Below are 19,591 nucleotides of genomic sequence, written 5' to 3'. Positions count from 1 at the left end.
ATGGCTGTATTGTGGACCTCTGCCGACGCCGCGCTTGCCACCGGAGGGCGCGCCACGCGGGCCTTTGCCGCCACGGGTATCTCGATCGACACGCGCTCGATCCGCCCGGGCGATCTGTTCGTGGCGCTCAAGGATGTGCGCGACGGGCATGATTTCGTGGCAGATGCACTGGCCAAAGGCGCGGCCGCCGCGTTGGTTTCGCGCCTCCCCGAGGGTTGCTCAGAGGCCGATCCGCTGCTGATCGTTCCCGATGTTCTGGGCGCGCTGGAAGATCTGGGCCGCGCAGCGCGCGCCAGAACCCGCGCGCGCGTGCTGGCGGTGACCGGCTCGGTCGGCAAGACCTCGACCAAAGAGATGCTGCGCGCGGTTCTGACCTCGCAGGGCAAGGTCCATGCGGCCGAGGCCAGCTTCAACAATCATTGGGGCGTTCCGATCACGCTCGCCCGGATGCCGCAGGATGCCGATTTCGCGGTGATCGAGATCGGTATGAACCACCCCGGAGAGATCGCGCCGCTGGCGGGTCTGGCGCGCCCCCATGCGGCCCTGATCACGACGGTCGCCCCCGCGCATCTCGAGGCCTTCGACAGCGTCGAGGGCATTGCGCGCGAAAAGGCCGCGATCTTTGAAGGGTTGGAGCCGGACGGAGTGGCGGTCATTCCCACCGGCCTTGGCGTGACGCCGATCCTGCGCGTCGCCGCCGAGACGCGCGCGGGGCGCACCATCACCTTCGGGCCCGATGAAGGCTCGGACTACCGCCTGATCTCGGCGCAGATCGCGGGTGACGCGACGATTGTGCGCGCCGAGGCGGCAGGCCAGCAGATGCTGTTCAAGGTGATGACGCCGGGCAAGCATTTCGCGGCGAATGCCCTTGGTGTAATCGCGCTGGCCGAGGCGGTCGGCGCCGATCAGGCTGTTCTGACCTGCGATATCGGCCTGTGGGAGCCGCCCGCCGGGCGCGGCGCGCGCGAGCGCGTTTATATGGATATTGTGGACGAGACGCAGAGCTTCGATCTCTTCGATGACGCGTTCAACGCGAACCCCGCCTCGATGGCGGCGGGGCTTGAGGTGCTCGCCGGTGCGCAGCCGCGCGATGGGGTGGGGCGCGTCGCCCGTGGTCGCCGTGTGGCGGTTCTGGGCGATATGCTCGAACTTGGTCCGGACGAGGCCGCCCTGCACGCCGAGATTGCGGCTCTGGCTGCGATGAACTCGGTCGATATGGTGCATCTGGCCGGTCCGCGTATGCGCGCACTCTACGAGGCGCTGCCCCGCGCCAAGCGTGGCGAATGGCACGAGAGCGCCAAAGACCTGGCCGCGCGGGCCGCACATCTGGTCGATGCGGGCGACGTCATACTTGTGAAGGGCTCCAAGGGCTCGAAGGTCAGTCTGGTGGTTGACGCGCTCAGGAAACTGGGTCAACCCGGCGCCGCCGAAGCACATAAAGGGAAAGAGTAATGCTGTATTGGTTGGCCAACCTGTCGGACGGGGGCGATGTGTTCAACCTGTTCCGCTACATTACCTTCCGCGCGGGGGCAGCGTTTTTCACCGCGCTGATTTTCGGTTTTCTCTTTGGCAGGCCGCTGATCGACATCCTGCGCCGCAAGCAGGGCAAGGGCCAGCCGATCCGCTCGGACGGGCCGCAGACCCATTTCGCCAAGGCCGGAACGCCGACCATGGGCGGGCTTTTGATCCTCTCGGCGATGCTTTTCTCGACGCTCCTCTGGGCACGGCTCGACAATGGCTACATCTGGATCACGCTCGGGGTGACCTATGGCTATGCGCTGATCGGCTTTGCCGACGATTACGCCAAGGTGACCAAGCAAAACGTCAAGGGCGTGAGTTCGCGCACCCGGATGCTGCTTGGCCTCGCGCTGGCTGCGGTGGCGGCGGTCGCGGCCGCCTGGCTGCATCCGGCGGATCTGTCGAACCGCCTCGCGCTGCCGATCTTCAAGGATGTGCTGATCAACCTGAGCTACTTCTTCATCCCCTTCGGCATGGTCGTCATCGTGGGCGCGGCCAACGCGGTCAACCTGACCGATGGGCTCGACGGCCTCGCGATCATGCCCGCGATGATCGCGGCAGGCACGCTTGGCGCCATCGCCTATGTCGTTGGACGCGTCGATTTCACCAACTACCTCGGTGTCCATTTCGTCCCCGGTACGGGTGAGCTTCTGGTCTTCACCGCCGCGCTCATCGGCGGGGGCTTGGGCTTTTTGTGGTATAACGCCCCGCCGGCTGCGGTCTTCATGGGCGACACGGGCTCACTCGCGCTTGGCGGCGCGCTTGGCGCCATCGCCGTCTGCACCAAGCACGAACTTGTCCTCGCCATCGTCGGCGGCCTCTTCGTGGTCGAGGCGCTCAGCGTCATCATTCAGGTCGCCTATTTCAAACGCACAGGTAAACGCGTCTTCCTGATGGCGCCGATCCACCACCACTTTGAGAAGAAAGGCTGGGCCGAGCCGCAGATCGTGATCCGCTTCTGGATCATCTCGCTCATCCTCGCGCTGATCGGCCTCGCCACGCTCAAGATCCGCTGAGGGGCCTTCCCCTTTCGGCTTTGCTCAAATATCCCGGGGGTGCGGGGGCAGCGCCCCCGCGCGCAGTTCAGGGGGCATCATGATACCGGTTCAGGGCTACGAGGGTCACAAGGTCGCCGTTCTGGGGTTGGTTCGGTCCGGTCTCGCCACGGCGGCCGCGCTGCAAGCCGGTGGGGCAATCCCGCTTTTGTGGGATGACAGCCCGGAATCGCGCGCCCGCGCCGAGGCCGCCGGCTGGACCTGCCACGATCTGAATCGCGCCGACGCCTGGGAGGGGGTCTCCGCGCTGATCGTCTCGCCCGGCATTCCGCATCTTTACCCCGCGCCCAACAAGCTGATCGCCCGCGCCATGGCCGAGGGTATCCCGGTCGATAACGACATCGGCCTTTTCTTCCGCTCTTGGGCCACGCGCGACTGGGACAATTTCGACACTGCCCCGCGCACGGTCTGCGTGACCGGCTCGAACGGGAAATCGACGACGACGGCGCTGATCCACCACATTCTCGACCATGCCGGGCGCCCGACGCAGATGGCGGGCAATATCGGGCGAGGCGTGCTCGACATCGACCCGGCTGAGGATGGCGAGGTCGTGGTGCTCGAGCTTTCCAGCTACCAGACCGATCTGGCGCGCGCGCTCACGCCCGACATTGCGGTCTTCACCAATCTCTCGCCCGATCACCTCGACCGCCACGGCGGCATGGGGGGCTATTTCGCAGCCAAGCGGCGGCTCTTCGCCGAGGGCGGGCCGGACCGCGCCATCATCGGCGTGGATGAACCCGAAGGCGTCTATCTTGCCAACCAGATCGCCGTCGCGCGTGAGGATGACCGGGTGATCCGCATTTCGGCCGCGCGCAAGCTGGGCGATTTCGGCTGGTCGGTCTTTGCCCGCAAGGGGTTCCTCAGCGAATGGCGCAAGGGGCGGCAGGTGGCCTCGATCGACCTGCGCGAGGTGCGCGGGCTGCCCGGCGCGCACAATCACCAGAACGCCTGTGCGGCCTATGCCGCTTGCCGCGCGCTCGGCCTAGCGCCGCGCCAGATCGAGGAGGCATTCCACAGCTTCGGCGGTCTGCCACACCGCTCGCAGACCATCGCCGAAAAGGCCGGGGTACGGTTTGTGAACGACTCCAAAGCCACCAATGTCGATAGCGCCGCCAAGGCGTTGCAGGCCTTCCAGAACATCCGCTGGATCGCGGGCGGGCTCGGGAAAGAGGGCGGCGTGGCCAGCCTGCGCCCATACCTCGGCGCCGTGAAGAAAGCCTATTTCATCGGCCATTCGGGCCGCGATTTCGCGCTGGAACTGGGCGAGATCCCGCATGAGATCTGCGAGACGATGGAGCGCGCCGTTGCCCGCGCCGCCGAAGAGGCCGAGGGTGGCGATACCGTGCTTCTGGCACCCGCTGCGGCCAGTTTTGACCAGTATCCGAATTTCGAGAAACGCGGCGAGCATTTCACCCAGCTTGTGCAGGCGCTGCCGGGCTAAGGCTACAGCAGCGCCGCGCCCAATCCCGTGCCCAGGATGACCAGCCCCACTGGCGGCACGCGCGGCGCGAAGGCCAGCGCCAGAAGGCCTGCGGAAATGGCGATATGTCTGCCGCTGACCAGCCCGGCGGGCAGCAATTGCGCAAGCCAGGTCGCGGCCAGGATGCCCACGACGGCGGCGTTGGCGGCGCTGACGGCGCCGCGCGCGGCACTGCGCGCGCAGATGCGTGACCACAGGGGCAGCGCCAGAGCGTAAAGGGCAAAGCCCGGGGCGAAGATGGCCGCCGTTGCTATCAGGGCGCCAAGCGCACCCTTCTCGATCGCGCCAAGATAGCTTGCGAAGGTAAAGAGCGGTCCGGGCATCGCTTGGGCAAGGCCGTATCCGGCCAGGAAGCTCTCGGCGTCGATCCGGGCGCCTAGCGCCTCACGCAAGAGTGGCAAGACCACATGGCCGCCTCCGAAGACCAGCGCGCCTGAACTCAGATAGGCATGGGCTAGCGGCGCGAGGGCGAGGCAGGCACACATCACCAGCAAGATCATGGCAAGCGGGCGGGCCTGTGTCTCATACATCGGCGGCGCGGGGGATGCGATAGGTCGTGCGAACCAGGGCGACAGGGCGCCGAACAGGGACGCAAGCGCGATGACCCCGATCTGAAGCACTGCAACGGGCCAGATCAGCAGCGCCACGCAGGCCAACCCGGCCAGGGCTCGCCTCGGAAGATCCGGGCAAAGCGCGCGGGACATCGCCCAGATGGCCTGTGCCACCACTGCCAGAGCGACCAGCTTGAGGCCCGAGAGCGCCCCGGCCGTGGCACCTTCGGGCGCCAGTTGCACCGCCCAAAGCCCGGCTGCCGCCATCAGTATTGCCGAGGGCAGGGTAAAGCCCAGAAAGGCAGCCAGCGCCCCGCCCGGCCCGGCGCGATGCCAACCGATCGCGAAACCTAGCTGCGAGGATGCGGGGCCGGGCAGGAATTGGGCCAGCGCCAGCCGCTCGGCAAAGGCTGCATCGTCAAGCCAGCGGCGGCGCGTTACGAACTCGGTGCGGAAATAGCCGATATGGGCGGTAGGGCCGCCGAAGCTGCTCAGGCCAAGCTTCAGGAAGGCCCAGAAAACCTCGATCACCGCAAACCTGCGCCCGTTTCCTTGAGCAATTCGGCCGAGGCACGCAGTGCTGCCGCCTCACCCTCGGCCAGTTCCGGCATCAAGGTGGTCAGAATACCCGCGCGCCCCACGATGCGCGGCAGGCTGAGGGCGACGTCCTGCACGCCTTCAACCTCGGGCGTGACGATCGAGACCGACAGGACGGTGCGCTGATCATCGCGGATCGCCTGCACGATGCGCGCAAGGCCAGCGCCGATACCATACCAGGTCGCGCCCTTGCCCTCGATGATGCGATAGGCCGCGCGGCGCACGCCCGCGTCGATGCGCTCGCGGATCTCGCCGGTGATCGGCGCGCCGACCTGCACCGCGAAGCGCGCGATGGGCTCCGAGCCCGCACGGGCGGCGGACCAGGCCAGAACCTCGGAATCGCCATGTTCACCAAGTACATAGGCGTGGACGGATTGCGGCGCGATGCCCAGATGAGTGCCCAGAAGGCTGCGAAAGCGCGCCGTGTCGAGGATGGTGCCCGAGCCTATGACTCGCTCGCGCGGCAGGCCCGAGGCGCGTAGGGCGACCTCGGTCATGATATCGACCGGGTTCGAGGCGATCAGCAGGATCGCATCGGGGGCATTGCGGCGGACCTGAGCGATGACTTCGGAGAACACCGCGGCATTGCGTGACAACAGGCTGAGGCGGCTTTCCCCGGGTTTTTGTGCGACACCTGCGGCGAGGATCACCACGCCCGCGCCCTCAAGCTCCTCGTAGCCGCCTGCGCGGACGACACAGGCATGGGCGAAGGGCACCGCATGGGCAATATCCTCGGCCTGCGCGATGGCCAGCTTCGCGTTGTGATCGATCAGCACGATCTCGCTCGCGCCGCCGCGCAGCGCCAGCGCATAGCCCGCGGCCGATCCGACCATGCCCGCTCCGACGATCCCGACCTTCATCGCACCCCTCCGGTTTGCGCCACCATGCCATGCGCCTACCGGGGCGAAAACCCTCAATTCATGTAGTCAGGCCAGTCACTTCACCTTTGCGCGAGTGCCGCGTGGGGGCGGGCGAAACCCTGCCGTTCGGCCCATGTTCCCCTATGCAGCGCTAGCACTTTGGGCTAAGCTTTCAGGCAGACCCGGAAAACGGGCAGTTCAGAGGCAGCGACGGCGGTTTAGCCATGACAGAGATGGTGTTTGGCACCGTGCCCGTAAGGGCAGGTGAGCCTGTTCTCCCCCGATGGTGGCGGACGATCGACAAGTGGTCGCTCTCGGCCATTCTGGTGCTTTTCGGCATCGGAATGCTCTTGGGGTTGGCGGCCTCGGTGCCGCTGGCGGACAAGAACGGGCTGGAGCCCTTCTACTACGTCAAGCGACAGGCCTTCTTCGGCATCGTCGCGCTTGGTGTCGCGGGCCTGATCTCGATGATGAGCCCGACACAGGTGCGCCGGTTGGGTGTTCTGGGCTTTGCCGGGGCCTTCGTGGCGATCTTGCTGCTGCCGGTTTTCGGGACGGATTTCGGCAAGGGTGCCGTGCGCTGGTTCTCGTTCGGATTCGCCTCGGTGCAGCCGTCCGAGTTCCTCAAGCCCGCCTTTGTCATCATCGCCGCCTGGTTCATTTCGGCGGCGCATGAGGTGGGCGGCCCCCCGGGGCGGTTCTATTCGTTCATCCTGACTGCGATCATCGTCGTCGCGCTGGCGCTGCAACCCGACTTTGGGCAGGCCTCGCTGATCCTGTTTTCCTGGATGGTGATGTATTTCGTGGGCGGCGCGCCGATCACGTTGCTGACCGCCATCGGCGGGCTGACGGCAGCGGGTGGCGTGCTGGCCTATAACACCTCCGAGCATTTCGCCCGCCGGATCAACGGCTTCCTCTCGACCGAGATCGACCCGCGCACCCAGATCGGATATGCAACCAACGCGATCCAGGAGGGAGGCTTTTTCGGCGTGGGCGTGGGCGAGGGCACGGTGAAATGGTCGCTGCCAGATGCGCATACGGATTTTATCATCGCAGTCGCCGCCGAGGAATACGGCCTTGTTCTGGTGCTGTGCATCATCGCGCTTTACGCAACGGTGGTGGCGCGCTCGCTCATGCGCTTGATGAAAGAGCGCGACCCCTTTACCCGGCTCGCCGGGGCAGGCCTGGCCTGCGCCTTCGGTGTGCAGGCGCTGATCAACATGGGTGTCGCCGTGCGCCTGCTGCCCGCAAAAGGCATGACGCTGCCCTTCGTCAGCTACGGCGGCTCGTCCGTGATCGCCTCGGGGATCGCGGTGGGGATGCTGCTCGCGCTGACCCGGACCCGGCCGCAGGGCGAGATTTCCGACATCCTGGCCCGCCGCAAACACTGAGAGGTCGTCATGACCAGCCGCAACTCCAAGCTTCTTCTGATCGCCGCTGGCGGCACGGGGGGGCATATGTTCCCCGCGCAGGCCTTGGCCGAGGCGATGGTGCGCAAGGGCTGGCGGGTCAAGCTGTCCACCGATGCGCGGGGCGCGCGCTATGCCGGGGGCTTCCCGCATGTGGTGCAGATCGAGCAGGTCGCCTCGGCGACCTTCGCGCGTGGCGGGGCGCTGGCCAAACTGGGCGTGCCGTTCCGCATCGCGGGCGGGGTTGCCGCTGCCGTGAAGGCGGGGCTGCGCGACCGGCCGAGCGTTGTGGTCGGTTTCGGCGGATACCCGACGATCCCGGCGCTGTCGGCGGCGCAATTGCTGCGCATCCCCTCGGCCATTCATGAACAAAACGGCGTCATGGGGCGTGTGAACAAGGTCTTTGCCAAGAAGGTGCGCGCCTTTGCCTGCGGCACCTGGCCCACCGATTTGCCCGCCGGGGTCGAGGGCATTCACACCGGCAACCCGGTGCGCGCTTCGGTGCTGGAGCGCGCAGGCGCGCCCTATATTCCGCCGGGCGATTATCCGATGTCGGTGCTGGTGATCGGTGGCTCGCAGGGCGCGCGCATCTTGTCGGATGTGGTTCCCGTCGCGCTGGCAAACCTGCCCGAGGCGCTACGCACCCGGTTGCGGATCGCCCATCAGGCCCGCGAAGAGGATATGGAGCGCGTCATCGCCGCCTATGCCGCGGCCGGGATCAACGCCGAGGTGCAACCCTTCTTCAACGATGTGCCGCGTCGCCTGTCGGAATGTCAGCTGGTGATCTCGCGCTCGGGGGCCTCGTCGGTCGCCGATATCTCGGTCATCGGGCGGCCCTCGATCCTGATCCCATTCGCCGCTGCAACCGGCGATCACCAGACCGCCAATGCCCGTGGGCTGGTCGAGGCGGGTGCTGCGATCATGATCCCCGAGAGCAAGCTGGAGGCCGCCGCGCTGGCCGAACAGGTCGCCCTTGTTCTGGACAATCCCGGGGGGGCGGTGCAAATGGCCCACGCTGCCTTGCGCTACGGTATTCCCGATGCCACCGGGCGGCTGGTTGAAATTGTCGAACATCTTGCAGGAAATCCGTCATGAGCGCAGCCGCCACCAAGCTTCCCGGAGACATTGGGCCGATCCACTTCGTCGGCATCGGCGGCATCGGTATGTCTGGCATCGCTGAAGTGCTGATGACGCAGGGCTTTGGGGTTCAGGGCTCGGACGCCAAGGCCTCGAAGATCACCGATCGGTTGGTCGAGCTTGGCGCGACATTCTTTGAGGGTCAGCGCGCCGAGAATATTGGTGAGGCGGCTGTTGTCGTGATCTCTTCGGCGATCAAGCCGGGCAACCCGGAACTGGAAGAAGCCCGCCGCCGTGGGCTGCCGGTGGTGCGCCGCGCCGAGATGCTGGCCGAACTAATGCGCCTGCGCTCGAACATCGCGGTGGCTGGCACGCATGGCAAGACGACCACCACGACGATGGTGGCGACGTTGCTCGACAAGGGCGGCTTTGACCCGACCGTGATCAATGGTGGCATCATCCATGCCTATGGCTCGAACGCGCGCGCCGGTGCGGGCGAATGGATGGTGGTTGAGGCCGATGAAAGCGACGGCTCGTTCAATCGTCTGCCCGCGACCGTCGCTATCGTGACCAATATCGACCCCGAGCACATGGAGCACTGGGGCACGATCGAGAACCTGCGCAAGGGGTTCTACGATTTCGTTTCGAACATCCCGTTCTACGGTCTGGCCGTGTGTTGCACTGACCACCCCGAGGTGCAGGCGCTGGTCGGCAAGGTCAACGACCGCCGCGTGGTGACCTTCGGCTTCAACGCGCAGGCAGATGTCCGTGCGGTGAACCTGACCTTCCAGAAGGGCATCGCGCATTTCGACATCCTGCTTCAGGGCGAGGGCGAAGGCTCGAAAATCGAGGGCTGCACCCTGCCCATGCCGGGGGACCACAACGTCTCGAACGCGCTGGCCGCCGTGGCCGTGGCGCGTCACCTCGGCATGAAGAAGGAAGAGGTCCGAGAGGCGCTGGCCAACTTTGGTGGCGTCAATCGGCGCTTCACCAAGGTGGGCGAGGTTCTGGGCGGCGTGAGCATCATCGACGATTACGGCCATCACCCGGTCGAGATCGCGGCCGTGCTGCGTGCCGCCCGTCAGGCCGTGTCGGGCACGCCCGATGCGCGCGTGATCGCCGTGCACCAGCCGCATCGCTACTCGCGCCTGCACAACCTCTTTGACGACTTCTGCGCCTGTTTTAACGAGGCCGACGTCGTCGCCATCGCCGAGGTCTATGCCGCGGGCGAAGAACCCATCCCGGGCGCCTCGCGCGACGATCTGGTGGCGGGCCTGATCCGCCACGGCCACCGCGATGCCCGCGCAATCCTGTCCGAGGAAGACCTGTCGCGGCTGGTGAAGGAACAGGCCCGGCCGGGCGATATCGTCGTGTGCCTTGGCGCAGGGACCATTTCTACCTGGGCGAATGGTTTGCCCGCGCGGCTAGGAACCAGTTGACATGGCCACGCCTGCCCTCAAGCGGCGTCTCGGCCCCGGCCTGATGACCGCCTATGGGGTGGGCGTCATGGTCGGAGCGGGCGTATATGTTCTGGTCGGCGCCGTCGCGGCGCAGGCCGGGATCTGGGCGCCGCTGGCCTTCCTGATCGCAGGCGTAGTGGCCGCACCTTCGGCGCTGTCCTATGCCGAGCTCTCGGTGCGTCTGCCCGAAGCTGCCGGAGAGGTCGCCTATGTGGCAGAAGGCCTGAGCAGCCATGCGCTGGCCGTTCTGGTGGGACTGGCCATCGTGCTCGCAGGTGTCATTTCCGCTGCTGCCGTCCTGCGGGGCGGGGCGGGCTATCTGGCGCTGCTCGTGCCATTGGAGCCCGCGCCGATCATCCTCGGGCTTGGCGTTGCGCTGACTGCGCTGGCGGTTGTCGGGGTGCTTGAGTCCATTGCCTTTGCCGCGATCCTGACGCTGATCGAGGTCGTGGGCCTTGCGCTGGTGATCTGGGCGGGGTTTTCCGCGCCCGCCGTCCCCGAGATGGCCGCGCTGCCGCCGGTGAACTGGTCGGGTGTGGCGGGGGCCGCTGCACTGGCCTTCTTCGCCTTCATCGGCTTTGAGGACATGGTCAACATGGCTGAGGAGGTGCGCGACCCGAACCGCACCCTGCCGCGCTCGATCCTTGCCGCGCTGGCGATCACGACGGCGCTTTATCTGCTGGTCAGTTATGCCGCCGTGCGCGCCGTGCCGGTTGAAACCCTTGCGGGGTCCGAGCGTCCGCTGGCGCTGGTCTGGGAAAGCGCGGGCAATTCGGCGCAGCTGCTTGCGGCGATCGCGGTAGCGGCGGCGCTGAACGGCGTGCTGGCGCAGATCGTCATGGCGGCGCGAGTTCTCTTCGGGCTGGGGCGGCGCGAGCCGGGGCTTGCCATCTTCAACAAGGCGCATCCGCGCTTTGGCACGCCGGTTCTGGGGACGGTGCTTGCGGGCGCGCTGATGCTGACCGCCGCGCTGATGCTGCCGGTATCGGCGCTGGCGCAGGCAACCTCGATGGTGCTGCTGGGGGTCTTCATCCTTGTGAACCTGTCGCTTGTCTTCCTCAAACGCCGCAGCGCCGAGGCGTCGTTCCGCGTTCCGATGATCGTGCCGCTGTTCGGCGCGGCGGCCTCGGCGGCCGCGTTGTTCGCCGCACTTGGGGGTGTCGCATGACCCATTCGCTGACTGCCGCCTGTGTCTGGGCGCTGATCGCCACCCTGATCGCGGTCGGCCCGAACCGCTGGCACTGGCCGGCGGCCTGGGTGCTGATCGCCACTGGGGTGCCGTTGCTGGGCTGGGTGACCTATGAGAATGGGCCGGTCTGGGGCATCCTTGTGCTGGCAGGCGGCCTGTCGGTCCTGCGCTGGCCGGTGAAATACCTGCTGCGCTCGCTACGCTCGGATCGCGGGGCGCATTCGGAATAGCGCCGCGCCTCTTGTCGAGCGCCCCCGTCGCGGGGTAGAGCGTGGCCATGGAAAACATGGCCTATACCCCGCGCGGCACCCTGACGCCGAACCGCTCGCTTGCCGATCTGACCTGGCTTCGGGTCGGTGGCCCGGCGGACTGGTTCTTCCAGCCTGCGGATGCCGAGGATCTGGCGGCCTTCCTGGCGGCCCTTCCGGCAGAGGTTCCGGTATTTCCGATGGGGGTTGGTTCCAACCTGATCGTGCGCGACGGGGGTATTCGGGCGGTTGTCATCCGGCTTGGGCGCGGCTTCAATGCGATTGAGATCTCGGGCGATACCGTCACCGCCGGGGCCGCCGCGCTGGATGCCCATGTCGCGCGCAAAGCCGCCGAGGCGGGGCTTGATCTGACCTTCCTGCGCACCATTCCCGGCTCGATCGGCGGTGCGGTACGGATGAATGCAGGCTGCTATGGCTCCTATGTCGCCGATTGTCTGGTCAGCGCAGAGGTTGTTCTGCGCACCGGCCAGCGCCTCACGCTGACGGCCACGGATCTGCGCTTTGCCTATCGCTCAAGCGTTCTGCCCGAGGGGGCTGTTCTGGTCTCGGCGACCTTCCGGGCCGTGAAAGGCGCGCCCGATGCGCTTGCCGCGCGGATGGAGGATCAGCTTGCCAAGCGCGACGCCAGCCAGCCGACCAAGGAACGTTCGGCCGGTTCGACCTTCCGTAACCCCTCGGGGGCGTCCTCGACCGGGCGGGCCGACGATGTGCACGATCTCAAGGCCTGGAAGGTGATCGACAACGCCGGCATGCGTGGCGCCCGGATCGGCGGTGCGCAGATGAGCGAGATGCACTCGAATTTCATGATCAACGCAGGCGGCGCCACGGCACAAGATCTTGAGTCCCTTGGCGAAGAGGTCCGCAAAAAGGTTTTGCAGACCCAGGGAATTTCGCTAGAGTGGGAAATCATGCGCGTGGGCGAATATTGATCAGCCCGGCGCGCGACTGACAACGAACAACATTCCACGGGGACAACCCCGGGAGAGGCGAAATTGGCGGGTGTGTCGAGCAGGGCAACCCACCGTGTAGCGGTTTTGAAGGGTGGTCTTTCCGCAGAGCGGGAAGTGTCGCTCTCCTCGGGGCGTGAATGTGCCGAGGCGCTGCGGGTGGCGGGTTTCGATGTGATCGAGATCGACGCGGGGGCGGATCTGCCCGCGCGCCTGAGTGATGCGAAACCCGATTGTGTTTTCAATGCGTTGCATGGCCGTTGGGGCGAGGATGGCTGCGTTCAGGGCCTGCTTGAATGGCTGCGGATCCCCTATACCCACTCGGGCGTCATGGCCTCGGCCATCGCGATGGACAAGAGCCGCTCGAAAGACGTTTACCGCGCTGCTGGCCTGCCGGTCGTCGAAAGCGTTCTGGCGACCAAATCCGAGGTGATGGCGCGTCACGTTCTGCCGGTGCCTTATGTCGTCAAGCCGAACAACGAAGGCTCGTCGGTCGGCGTCTATCTGGTCACCGATGGCGCAAACAGCCCGCCGCAGTTGGCCGATACGATGCCAGATGTTGTGATGGTCGAAACCTATGCGCCGGGGCGCGAGATGACCTGTTCGGTCTTGGGCGACCGCGCGCTTTGTGTGACCGAGATCATCACAACGGGCTGGTATGACTACGCCGCCAAATACAATGTCGGCGGATCGCGCCACGTCTGCCCCGCAAACATCCCCGCCGAGATCACCGAGGCCTGCCGCGACTACGCGCTGCGCGCGCACAAGGCGCTAGGCTGCCGGGGCCTTAGCCGCACTGATTTCCGTTGGGACGACACGCGCGGCCTTGCGGGGCTGGTTCTGCTGGAAACCAACACCCAGCCCGGTATGACGCCGACCTCGCTTTCGCCCGAACAGGCGGCCGCTGAAGGGTTGTCTTTCGCCGATCTCTGCGCCTGGCTGGTGGAGGATGCCTCATGCGACCGCTGAGCGCCGAACCCCGCTATCTGCACCGCGATCAGCCGCGCGCGGCCGCCCCGCGCGCCATGCGCCGCGATCCCGCGCCCTCGCGTCTGGCCTATCGGCTGGAGCGTTTGTGGCTGACCCCCTTGGTGCGTGCGTTCACCCGGGTCGGCGTGCCGGTCTTCGCGGTGACGCTCGGGCTTGGCATCTGGCTTGGCGATGAGGGCCGACGCGCCGATCTGATGCAGGATTATCAGGACATCAAGACGGCGGTGCAGAACCGCCCGGAATTCATGGTCTCGCTGATGAAGATTGAGGGCGCATCGCCCGAGGTCGACACCGCGATCCGCGCGATGCTTCCCGTGCCGCTTCCCGCCTCGTCCTTCGCGATCGATCTGGATAATTACCGCGACACCATCGCCAAGCTTGATGCGGTGCGCGACGTGTCGATCGTCGTGCGCTCGGGCGGGTTGCTTGCGGTGCGCGTGACCGAGCGTGAACCCGCGATCCTGTGGCGCACCGTCACCGGGATCGAGATGCTTGACGAGACCGGTCACCGTGTTGCGACCCTTCTGGACCGCGCCGCGCGTTCTGACCTGCCGCTGGTCGCGGGGCTGGGCGCCGATGCCGCCGTGCCCGAGGCGCTTGAGATCCTTGAAGCCGCGCAGCCGATCCTGCCGCGCACCCGTGGCCTCGTGCGGATGGGCGAGCGCCGCTGGGATCTGGTGCTTGACCACGATCAGCGCATTCTTCTGCCCGAGGCTGAGCCCGCCCGCGCGGTCGAGCGCCTGCTCGCGCTCGACGCGGCCGAGGATCTGCTGGCCCGCGATTTCACCCAGCTCGACCTGCGCAACCGCGAACGCCCGACGCTGCGCCTTAGCGCAAGCGCGATGGACACGTTCAAGACGCTGGCCGGGCAGACGATCCAAGTGAAGGCAACGCCATGACCGATCTTTACCAGTCCCAACGTGCGATGCGGAACATGCGCAAGGCGGCGATGCAGCGCGGTGTTGTGGCGCTTCTGGATATCGGGACATCAAAGATCGCCTGCCTCGTGTTGCGCTTCGACGGGGCGGACACGCTGCGTGACGCCGAGGGGATCGGCTCGCTGGCTGGGCAGTCCGGCTTCCGGGTGATCGGCGCGGCCACGACCCGCTCGCGCGGGGTGCGCTTTGGTGAGATCGACGCGATGGCCGAGACCGAGCGCGCGATCCGCACCGCCGTTCAGGCCGCGCAGAAGATGGCCAATACGCGCGTCGATCACGTCATTGCCTGCTTTGCCGGTGCGGAGCCGCGTTCCTACGGGCTGGCCGGCGATGTCGAGGTTCTGGGCGGCCAGGTCGATGAGCAGGATGTGGCGCGGGTGCTGGCCTCGTGCGATCTGCCCCCGATCGGGCAGGGGCGCGAAGTGTTGCACGCCCATCCGGTGAACTTCGCGCTGGATCATCGCTCGGGTCTGGGCGATCCGCGCGGCCATGTCGGGCAGCGTCTGGCGGTGGATATGCACCTGCTGACGGTCGATGAAACGGTTATCCAGAACCTGATTTACTGCATCCGCCGCTGCGATCTGGAACTCGCCGGGGTGGCAAGCTCGGCCTATGTTTCGGGGCTGTCATCGCTGGTCGAGGATGAGCTGGAACTGGGTTCCGCCTGTATCGACATGGGTGGCGGCGCGACCGGCGTGTCGATCTTCATGAAAAAGCACATGATCTTTGCCGATGCGGTGCGTCTTGGCGGCGATCACGTGACGCGCGACATCGCGGCGGGGCTTCAGGTGCCCATGGCGGTGGCCGAGCGGATCAAGACCTTCCACGGTGGCGTTGTCGCGACCGGTATGGACGACCGCGAGCTGATCGAGCTGTCGGGCAGCTCGGGCGACTGGGAAAAAGACCGCCGCCAGGTCAGCCGTGCCGAGCTGATCGGCATCATGCGTCCGCGTGTCGAAGAGATCCTCGAAGATGTGCGTGCCCTGCTGGATGCCGCGGGCTTTGATCATCTGCCCTCGCAGCAGATCGTGCTGACGGGCGGCGCGAGCCAGATCCCCGGCCTCGACGGGCTGGCGGCACGTATTCTTGGCCATAACGTGCGCCTCGGGCGGCCGCTGCGCGTCCAGGGTCTGCCGCAGGCGGCGACGGGGTCGAGCTTTTCCTCAGTGGTCGGGTTGGCGCTGTTTGCGGCCCATCCGCAGGACGAATGGTGGGATTTCGAAGCCCCCGCCGAACGGCTTGGCGCGCGCTCGCTGCGCCGGGCATTCCGTTGGTTCCGCGAGAACTGGTGAAAGCTAGGGCAGGGGCCTGCCCGATTCGCTTCCACCAGATCCTGACGTATGCGCGAAATACCGCTGACAGCGGCAAGGCGCTCTCCACATTTTGTGGAGAGAACGTGTTTTTTAAGTGACGTTCCCCGGATTCGAAGCTAAAATCGGTCTAATTTTGGGGGCAATTGGCCGCGGCGGCGCGGCTCATCACATAAAAACAGGCGGAAATCCCATGACCTTGAATTTGATGATGGCGGATCACGAAGAGCTGAAGCCGCGGATCACCGTTTTCGGCGTCGGCGGCGCCGGGGGCAACGCAGTCAACAACATGATCGAAAAGGCCCTCGAAGGGGTCGAATTCGTCGTGGCCAATACCGATGCGCAGGCGTTGCAACAGTCGCGTTCCTCGGCCCGCGTCCAGATGGGCGTGAAGGTTACCGAGGGTCTGGGTGCCGGTGCGCGCCCGAGCGTCGGCGCGGCCGCCGCCGAGGAATCCATTGAGCAGATCGTCGATCATCTGGCCGGCGCGCATATGTGCTTCATCACCGCTGGCATGGGCGGCGGCACCGGCACCGGGGCTGCCCCGATCATTGCGCAGGCTGCGCGTGAGCTGGGTGTGCTGACCGTCGGCGTCGTGACCAAGCCCTTCCAGTTCGAAGGCACCAAGCGGATGCGTCAGGCCGAGGCCGGTATCGAGGCGCTGCAAAAGGTCGTCGATACGCTGATCATCATCCCGAACCAGAACCTGTTCCGTCTGGCGAATGAGCGCACGACCTTCACCGAGGCCTTCGCCATGGCCGACGACGTTCTCTATCAGGGCGTCAAGGGCGTGACCGACCTGATGGTCCGTCCGGGCCTGATCAACCTCGACTTCGCCGACGTGCGCGCGGTGATGGACGAGATGGGCAAGGCCATGATGGGCACCGGCGAAGCCGCGGGCGACGACCGCGCCGTGCAGGCCGCCGAGAAGGCCATCGCCAACCCGCTGCTCGACGAGATCTCGCTCAAGGGCGCCAAGGGTGTGCTGATCAACATCACCGGCGGCTACGACCTGACCCTGTTCGAACTGGACGAGGCCGCGAACCGGATCCGCGAAGAGGTGGACCCGGAGGCCAACATCATCGTCGGCTCGACGCTGGACCCCGAGATGGAAGGCGCGATGCGCGTTTCGGTCGTGGCGACGGGTATCGACGCCGCGCCTGCGACGATCGAAATTCCGGTGCCGCGCCGTTCGCTGGCCGAGCCGCTGAAGCCCGCCGAACCCGAGGTTGCTCCGGTCGCCGCCGCTCCGGCGCCGCAGCCCGCTCCGCAGCCGGTTGCCGCCAGCCAACCCGTTGCTCCGGCGCCGCAGCCGGTCGAGCGCAACCTGTTCGACGCGGCCCCCGCGCCGCAGCAGCCGGAAGCCGCCGATCATCTGCCGCCCCCGGCCTATCAGCCGCGTCCGGCCGCGCCGCGCGATCTGCATGTCGAGGAAGATGCGGCTGCCTTCGTGGCGCCCCGTCCGCGCGCGCCCGGAACGCCCTCGCCCGAAGCGATGGCGCGCCTCCAGGCTGCTGTGAGCAAGGTGCCTCAGCAGCAAGCCGCGCAGCGCCCGTCGATGTCGGCCAGCCGTCCGGCAGCGCCGCAGCCCCAGCCGCAGGCCGAGAAGCCGCGCTTCGGCATCAACTCGCTGATCAACCGCATGACCGGCCATGCCGCGCAGCCGGGGCAGGAAATGCCGCAGCGTCAAGCGGTGCAGCCGCAGCAGGCTGCCTATGAGGATGAGGGTGACGGTGAGCAGGATCGGATCGAGATTCCGGCCTTCCTGCGTCGTCAGGCGAATTAATCGCTTCACAAACTTTCCTGAGAAGGCCGGGGAGACCCGGCCTTTTTCATTGTGAATTCATTAACTTACGCCGCATTCGGCGGGGTTTTGCCGCAGCTGCATTCATTTGTTTCAGTTTGTTGCAAAGAGTGAGTTGTGATGCGCGTCAGGGTTTCTTAACTGATGCTGCGGACCCGGGTCTGGCGGAAACAAATGCATTCCGTCCCGGGAACAACGTGTAACGAAAGGGCAAGATCGTGCAGACGACACTCGGTTCCTCGGTGACCTTCGACGGCGTGGGCCTGCACTCCGGTGCCCCCGTGCGGATGGTCCTGCGGCCTGCGCCCGCCGGGCACGGGATTGTCTTCCGCCGCACCGATATTGCCGATGCCGACCCGCGCGTTGCGGCGCTCTGGGATCGCGTGACGCCCTCCAAGCTTTGCACCCTGATCGAGAATGACGATGGTGTTTCGATCTCGACGATCGAGCACGTCATGGCCGCGCTGACCGGCGTCGGTGTGCATAACGCTCTGATCGAGATCGACGGCCCCGAGGTTCCGATTCTTGATGGCTCCTCTGCCCCCTTCGTCGAGGCGATCCGTAAGGTCGGCCTGCGCAATCTTGGCGGCAATCTGCGCGCGATCCGCGTGCTGAAGCCGGTCGAAGTGCGCGAGGGCGAGGCCGTCGCGCGGCTGGAGCCCGCCTCGGCACTGGAGATCGACTTCGCCATCGACTTCGCCGATGCCGCGATTGGCAAGCAGGCCAAGAGCCTGAACATGGCCAATGGCGCCTTCGTGCGCGAGTTGATGGACAGCCGCACCTTCTGCCGTCAGGCGGATGTGGATTACATGCGCGCCAACGGGCTGGCCCTGGGCGGCACCTATGAGAACGCCGTCGTCGTCGATGGCGACAAGGTTCTCAGCCCCGGCGGTCTGCGCCACTCGGATGAGGCCGTGCGCCACAAGATGCTCGATGCGCTCGGCGATCTGTCGCTGGCGGGGGCACCGATTCTGGGCCGCTACACCGGCGTGCGCGCGGGCCATGCGATGACCAACCGCCTGCTGCGTGCGCTTTTCGCCGATCCGCAGGCGTGGTGCTGGGAAGATTGCAGCCAGCAGCAGGCCTATGGTCTGCCCGGTGCTGGCGTGTGCCGCCCGGCGCTTGCTGCCTGCTGAAACGGATCGCCGCAGTTCGCCCAAGGGTGCGAAAGGCGTTTTGCGCCCGGAATTTTTCTGTGCTAGGACGGGCGAAGCAGTCGCCTCTCTGAGGGGGCGGATCGGACGATGCACCGGGCGGGACGGCTTCGGGCGAAACGGATAGGGCAGGGCATGACGCGCGGCGGAACTGCGGCACTTCGGGTCGGAAGTCTAATGCTGGTGATGGCTCTCGCAGCCTGTTCGGGCGATGGCGGCAAGCCTCCGCTCGAGAGCTTCACGGCCGAGGAAATCTACAAGCGCGGCGAGTATGAGCTGGAAGTGGGCAACCCGCGTCGGCCCGATCTGCCGCTGTACTACTTCTCCGAGGTCGAGCGGCTTTACCCCTATTCCGAATGGGCCAAGCGCGCACTGATCATGGAAGCCTATACCCAGCACCGCGCGAAGGATTACGAAGCTGCGCGCGGTTCCGCGCAGCGGTTCATCGACACCTATCCGGGTGACGAAGACGCGGCCTATGCGAAATACCTGCTGGCACTGTCCTATTACGACCAGATTGACGAGGTTGGCCGCGATCAGGGCCTGACCTTCCAGGCGCTGCAAGCGCTGCGCGACGTGATCGAGCAATACCCCGAGAGCGACTATGCGCGCTCGGCCATGCTCAAGTTCGACCTCGCCTTCGACCATCTCGCCGCGAAAGAGATGGAGATCGGGCGCTATTACCTCAAGCAGCGGCACTACACCGCCGCGATCAACCGCTTCCGCGTGGTGGTCGAGGAATTCCAGACCACGACTCACACGCCCGAGGCGCTGATGCGTCTGACCGAAGCCTATCTCGGGCTTGGTCTGACGGACGAGGCGCAGACGGCGGCGGCGATCCTTGGGCACAACTTCCAGTCGTCGCCCTTCTACGGCGATGCCTATGTGCTGCTTCAGAACCGCGGGCTTTCGCCCAAGGCCAAGGGTGACAGCTGGTTGGCGTCGATCTATCGGCAGGTGATCAAGGGCGAATGGCTCTGACG

17 protein-coding genes are annotated in these 19,591 nt (G+C 66.1%); 15 read left to right on the top strand and 2 right to left on the bottom strand.

The window, feature by feature from the left end:
- The 3 genes from KTQ37_RS11775 to murD all read left to right on the top strand — a co-directional run bounded on the left by KTQ37_RS11775 (position 1) and on the right by murD (position 4,014).
- Positions 1-1,452: a UDP-N-acetylmuramoyl-tripeptide--D-alanyl-D-alanine ligase gene (locus tag KTQ37_RS11775; RefSeq protein ID WP_218630717.1), complete on the top strand. Its 1,452-nt coding sequence runs from the start codon at positions 1-3 to the stop codon at positions 1,450-1,452.
- Positions 1,452-2,534, top strand: coding sequence for a phospho-N-acetylmuramoyl-pentapeptide-transferase (gene mraY / locus KTQ37_RS11770; protein ID WP_218630716.1), 1,083 nt, complete (start codon positions 1,452-1,454; stop codon positions 2,532-2,534). The genes KTQ37_RS11775 and mraY overlap by 1 nt, the downstream gene beginning before the upstream one ends.
- 79 nt (positions 2,535-2,613) lie before the next feature.
- Positions 2,614-4,014: a UDP-N-acetylmuramoyl-L-alanine--D-glutamate ligase gene (murD, locus tag KTQ37_RS11765; RefSeq protein ID WP_218630715.1), complete on the top strand. Its 1,401-nt coding sequence runs from the start codon at positions 2,614-2,616 to the stop codon at positions 4,012-4,014.
- Between the two features lie 2 nt (positions 4,015-4,016).
- Here murD and chrA read toward each other — a convergent pair whose 3' ends face one another.
- Both chrA and KTQ37_RS11755 read right to left on the bottom strand, forming a co-directional pair.
- Entirely contained in the window at positions 4,017-5,135 is a 1,119-nt protein-coding gene (chrA, locus tag KTQ37_RS11760; protein ID WP_328799726.1) for a chromate efflux transporter, read from the bottom strand.
- Positions 5,132-6,061, bottom strand: a complete 930-nt coding sequence (locus KTQ37_RS11755) for an L-lactate dehydrogenase (protein ID WP_218630714.1) — start codon at positions 6,059-6,061, stop codon at positions 5,132-5,134. The genes chrA and KTQ37_RS11755 overlap by 4 nt, the downstream gene beginning before the upstream one ends.
- 224 nt (positions 6,062-6,285) lie before the next feature.
- On the opposite strand from KTQ37_RS11755, the gene KTQ37_RS11750 reads away from it, so the two are divergent.
- The 12 genes from KTQ37_RS11750 to KTQ37_RS11695 all read left to right on the top strand — a co-directional run bounded on the left by KTQ37_RS11750 (position 6,286) and on the right by KTQ37_RS11695 (position 19,589).
- Entirely contained in the window at positions 6,286-7,452 is a 1,167-nt protein-coding gene (locus tag KTQ37_RS11750) for a peptidoglycan glycosyltransferase FtsW (RefSeq protein WP_218630713.1), read from the top strand.
- 9 nt (positions 7,453-7,461) lie between these two features.
- Positions 7,462-8,565: a UDP-N-acetylglucosamine--N-acetylmuramyl-(pentapeptide) pyrophosphoryl-undecaprenol N-acetylglucosamine transferase gene (locus tag KTQ37_RS11745; protein WP_218630712.1), complete on the top strand. Its 1,104-nt coding sequence runs from the start codon at positions 7,462-7,464 to the stop codon at positions 8,563-8,565.
- On the top strand, positions 8,562-9,986 hold the full coding sequence (murC, locus tag KTQ37_RS11740; protein WP_218630711.1) for a UDP-N-acetylmuramate--L-alanine ligase: 1,425 nt from the start codon (positions 8,562-8,564) through the stop codon (positions 9,984-9,986). The genes KTQ37_RS11745 and murC overlap by 4 nt, the downstream gene beginning before the upstream one ends.
- A gap of 1 nt (position 9,987) precedes the next feature.
- Positions 9,988-11,175 (top strand): APC family permease, encoded by a 1,188-nt coding sequence (locus KTQ37_RS11735; RefSeq protein ID WP_218630710.1) that lies wholly within the window; start codon positions 9,988-9,990, stop codon positions 11,173-11,175.
- Positions 11,172-11,426, top strand: coding sequence for a DUF2484 family protein (locus KTQ37_RS11730; protein ID WP_218630709.1), 255 nt, complete (start codon positions 11,172-11,174; stop codon positions 11,424-11,426). Before KTQ37_RS11735 ends, KTQ37_RS11730 begins: the two co-directional genes overlap by 4 nt.
- Positions 11,427-11,473: 47 nt before the next feature.
- Positions 11,474-12,394: a UDP-N-acetylmuramate dehydrogenase gene (gene murB / locus KTQ37_RS11725; RefSeq protein WP_413243723.1), complete on the top strand. Its 921-nt coding sequence runs from the start codon at positions 11,474-11,476 to the stop codon at positions 12,392-12,394.
- A gap of 63 nt (positions 12,395-12,457) precedes the next feature.
- A complete protein-coding gene (locus KTQ37_RS11720; RefSeq protein ID WP_218630708.1) occupies positions 12,458-13,381 on the top strand; it encodes a D-alanine--D-alanine ligase in 924 nt (307 codons plus the stop codon).
- Positions 13,369-14,301, top strand: a complete 933-nt coding sequence (locus tag KTQ37_RS11715; RefSeq protein ID WP_218630707.1) for a cell division protein FtsQ/DivIB — start codon at positions 13,369-13,371, stop codon at positions 14,299-14,301. The genes KTQ37_RS11720 and KTQ37_RS11715 overlap by 13 nt, the downstream gene beginning before the upstream one ends.
- Complete coding sequence (gene ftsA, locus KTQ37_RS11710; protein ID WP_218630706.1) at positions 14,298-15,632, top strand: cell division protein FtsA; 1,335 nt, start codon at positions 14,298-14,300, stop codon at positions 15,630-15,632. Before KTQ37_RS11715 ends, ftsA begins: the two co-directional genes overlap by 4 nt.
- Positions 15,633-15,843: 211 nt before the next feature.
- Positions 15,844-17,436, top strand: coding sequence for a cell division protein FtsZ (gene ftsZ, locus KTQ37_RS11705; protein ID WP_218630705.1), 1,593 nt, complete (start codon positions 15,844-15,846; stop codon positions 17,434-17,436).
- A 236-nt stretch (positions 17,437-17,672) separates the two neighbouring features.
- Complete coding sequence (lpxC, locus tag KTQ37_RS11700) at positions 17,673-18,590, top strand: UDP-3-O-acyl-N-acetylglucosamine deacetylase (protein WP_218630704.1); 918 nt, start codon at positions 17,673-17,675, stop codon at positions 18,588-18,590.
- A gap of 153 nt (positions 18,591-18,743) precedes the next feature.
- On the top strand, positions 18,744-19,589 hold the full coding sequence (locus KTQ37_RS11695; RefSeq protein WP_218630703.1) for an outer membrane protein assembly factor BamD: 846 nt from the start codon (positions 18,744-18,746) through the stop codon (positions 19,587-19,589).
- Positions 19,590-19,591 lie beyond the last annotated feature (2 nt).

This window comes from Sedimentimonas flavescens (assembly GCF_019264375.1).
Taxonomy (GTDB): domain Bacteria; phylum Pseudomonadota; class Alphaproteobacteria; order Rhodobacterales; family Rhodobacteraceae; genus Rhodobacter; species Rhodobacter flavescens.
Note: the sequence above shows the minus strand (reverse complement) of the source record. Positions and strands in the feature narration are given on the sequence as shown.

What these genes read in the sequence shown, in the direction of transcription:
- KTQ37_RS11775 (WP_218630717.1), top strand. Translation starts at nt 1, where the DNA reads ATGGCTGTATTGTGGACCTCTGCCGACGCCGCGCTTGCCACCGGAGGG.
- mraY (WP_218630716.1), top strand. Translation starts at nt 1,452, where the DNA reads ATGCTGTATTGGTTGGCCAACCTGTCGGACGGGGGCGATGTGTTCAAC.
- murD (WP_218630715.1), top strand. Translation starts at nt 2,614, where the DNA reads ATGATACCGGTTCAGGGCTACGAGGGTCACAAGGTCGCCGTTCTGGGG.
- KTQ37_RS11755 (WP_218630714.1), bottom strand. Translation starts at nt 6,061, where the DNA reads ATGAAGGTCGGGATCGTCGGAGCGGGCATGGTCGGATCGGCCGCGGGC.
- KTQ37_RS11750 (WP_218630713.1), top strand. Translation starts at nt 6,286, where the DNA reads ATGACAGAGATGGTGTTTGGCACCGTGCCCGTAAGGGCAGGTGAGCCT.
- KTQ37_RS11745 (WP_218630712.1), top strand. Translation starts at nt 7,462, where the DNA reads ATGACCAGCCGCAACTCCAAGCTTCTTCTGATCGCCGCTGGCGGCACG.
- murC (WP_218630711.1), top strand. Translation starts at nt 8,562, where the DNA reads ATGAGCGCAGCCGCCACCAAGCTTCCCGGAGACATTGGGCCGATCCAC.
- KTQ37_RS11735 (WP_218630710.1), top strand. Translation starts at nt 9,988, where the DNA reads ATGGCCACGCCTGCCCTCAAGCGGCGTCTCGGCCCCGGCCTGATGACC.
- KTQ37_RS11730 (WP_218630709.1), top strand. Translation starts at nt 11,172, where the DNA reads ATGACCCATTCGCTGACTGCCGCCTGTGTCTGGGCGCTGATCGCCACC.
- murB (WP_413243723.1), top strand. Translation starts at nt 11,474, where the DNA reads ATGGAAAACATGGCCTATACCCCGCGCGGCACCCTGACGCCGAACCGC.
- KTQ37_RS11715 (WP_218630707.1), top strand. Translation starts at nt 13,369, where the DNA reads ATGCGACCGCTGAGCGCCGAACCCCGCTATCTGCACCGCGATCAGCCG.
- ftsA (WP_218630706.1), top strand. Translation starts at nt 14,298, where the DNA reads ATGACCGATCTTTACCAGTCCCAACGTGCGATGCGGAACATGCGCAAG.
- ftsZ (WP_218630705.1), top strand. Translation starts at nt 15,844, where the DNA reads ATGACCTTGAATTTGATGATGGCGGATCACGAAGAGCTGAAGCCGCGG.
- KTQ37_RS11695 (WP_218630703.1), top strand. Translation starts at nt 18,744, where the DNA reads ATGACGCGCGGCGGAACTGCGGCACTTCGGGTCGGAAGTCTAATGCTG.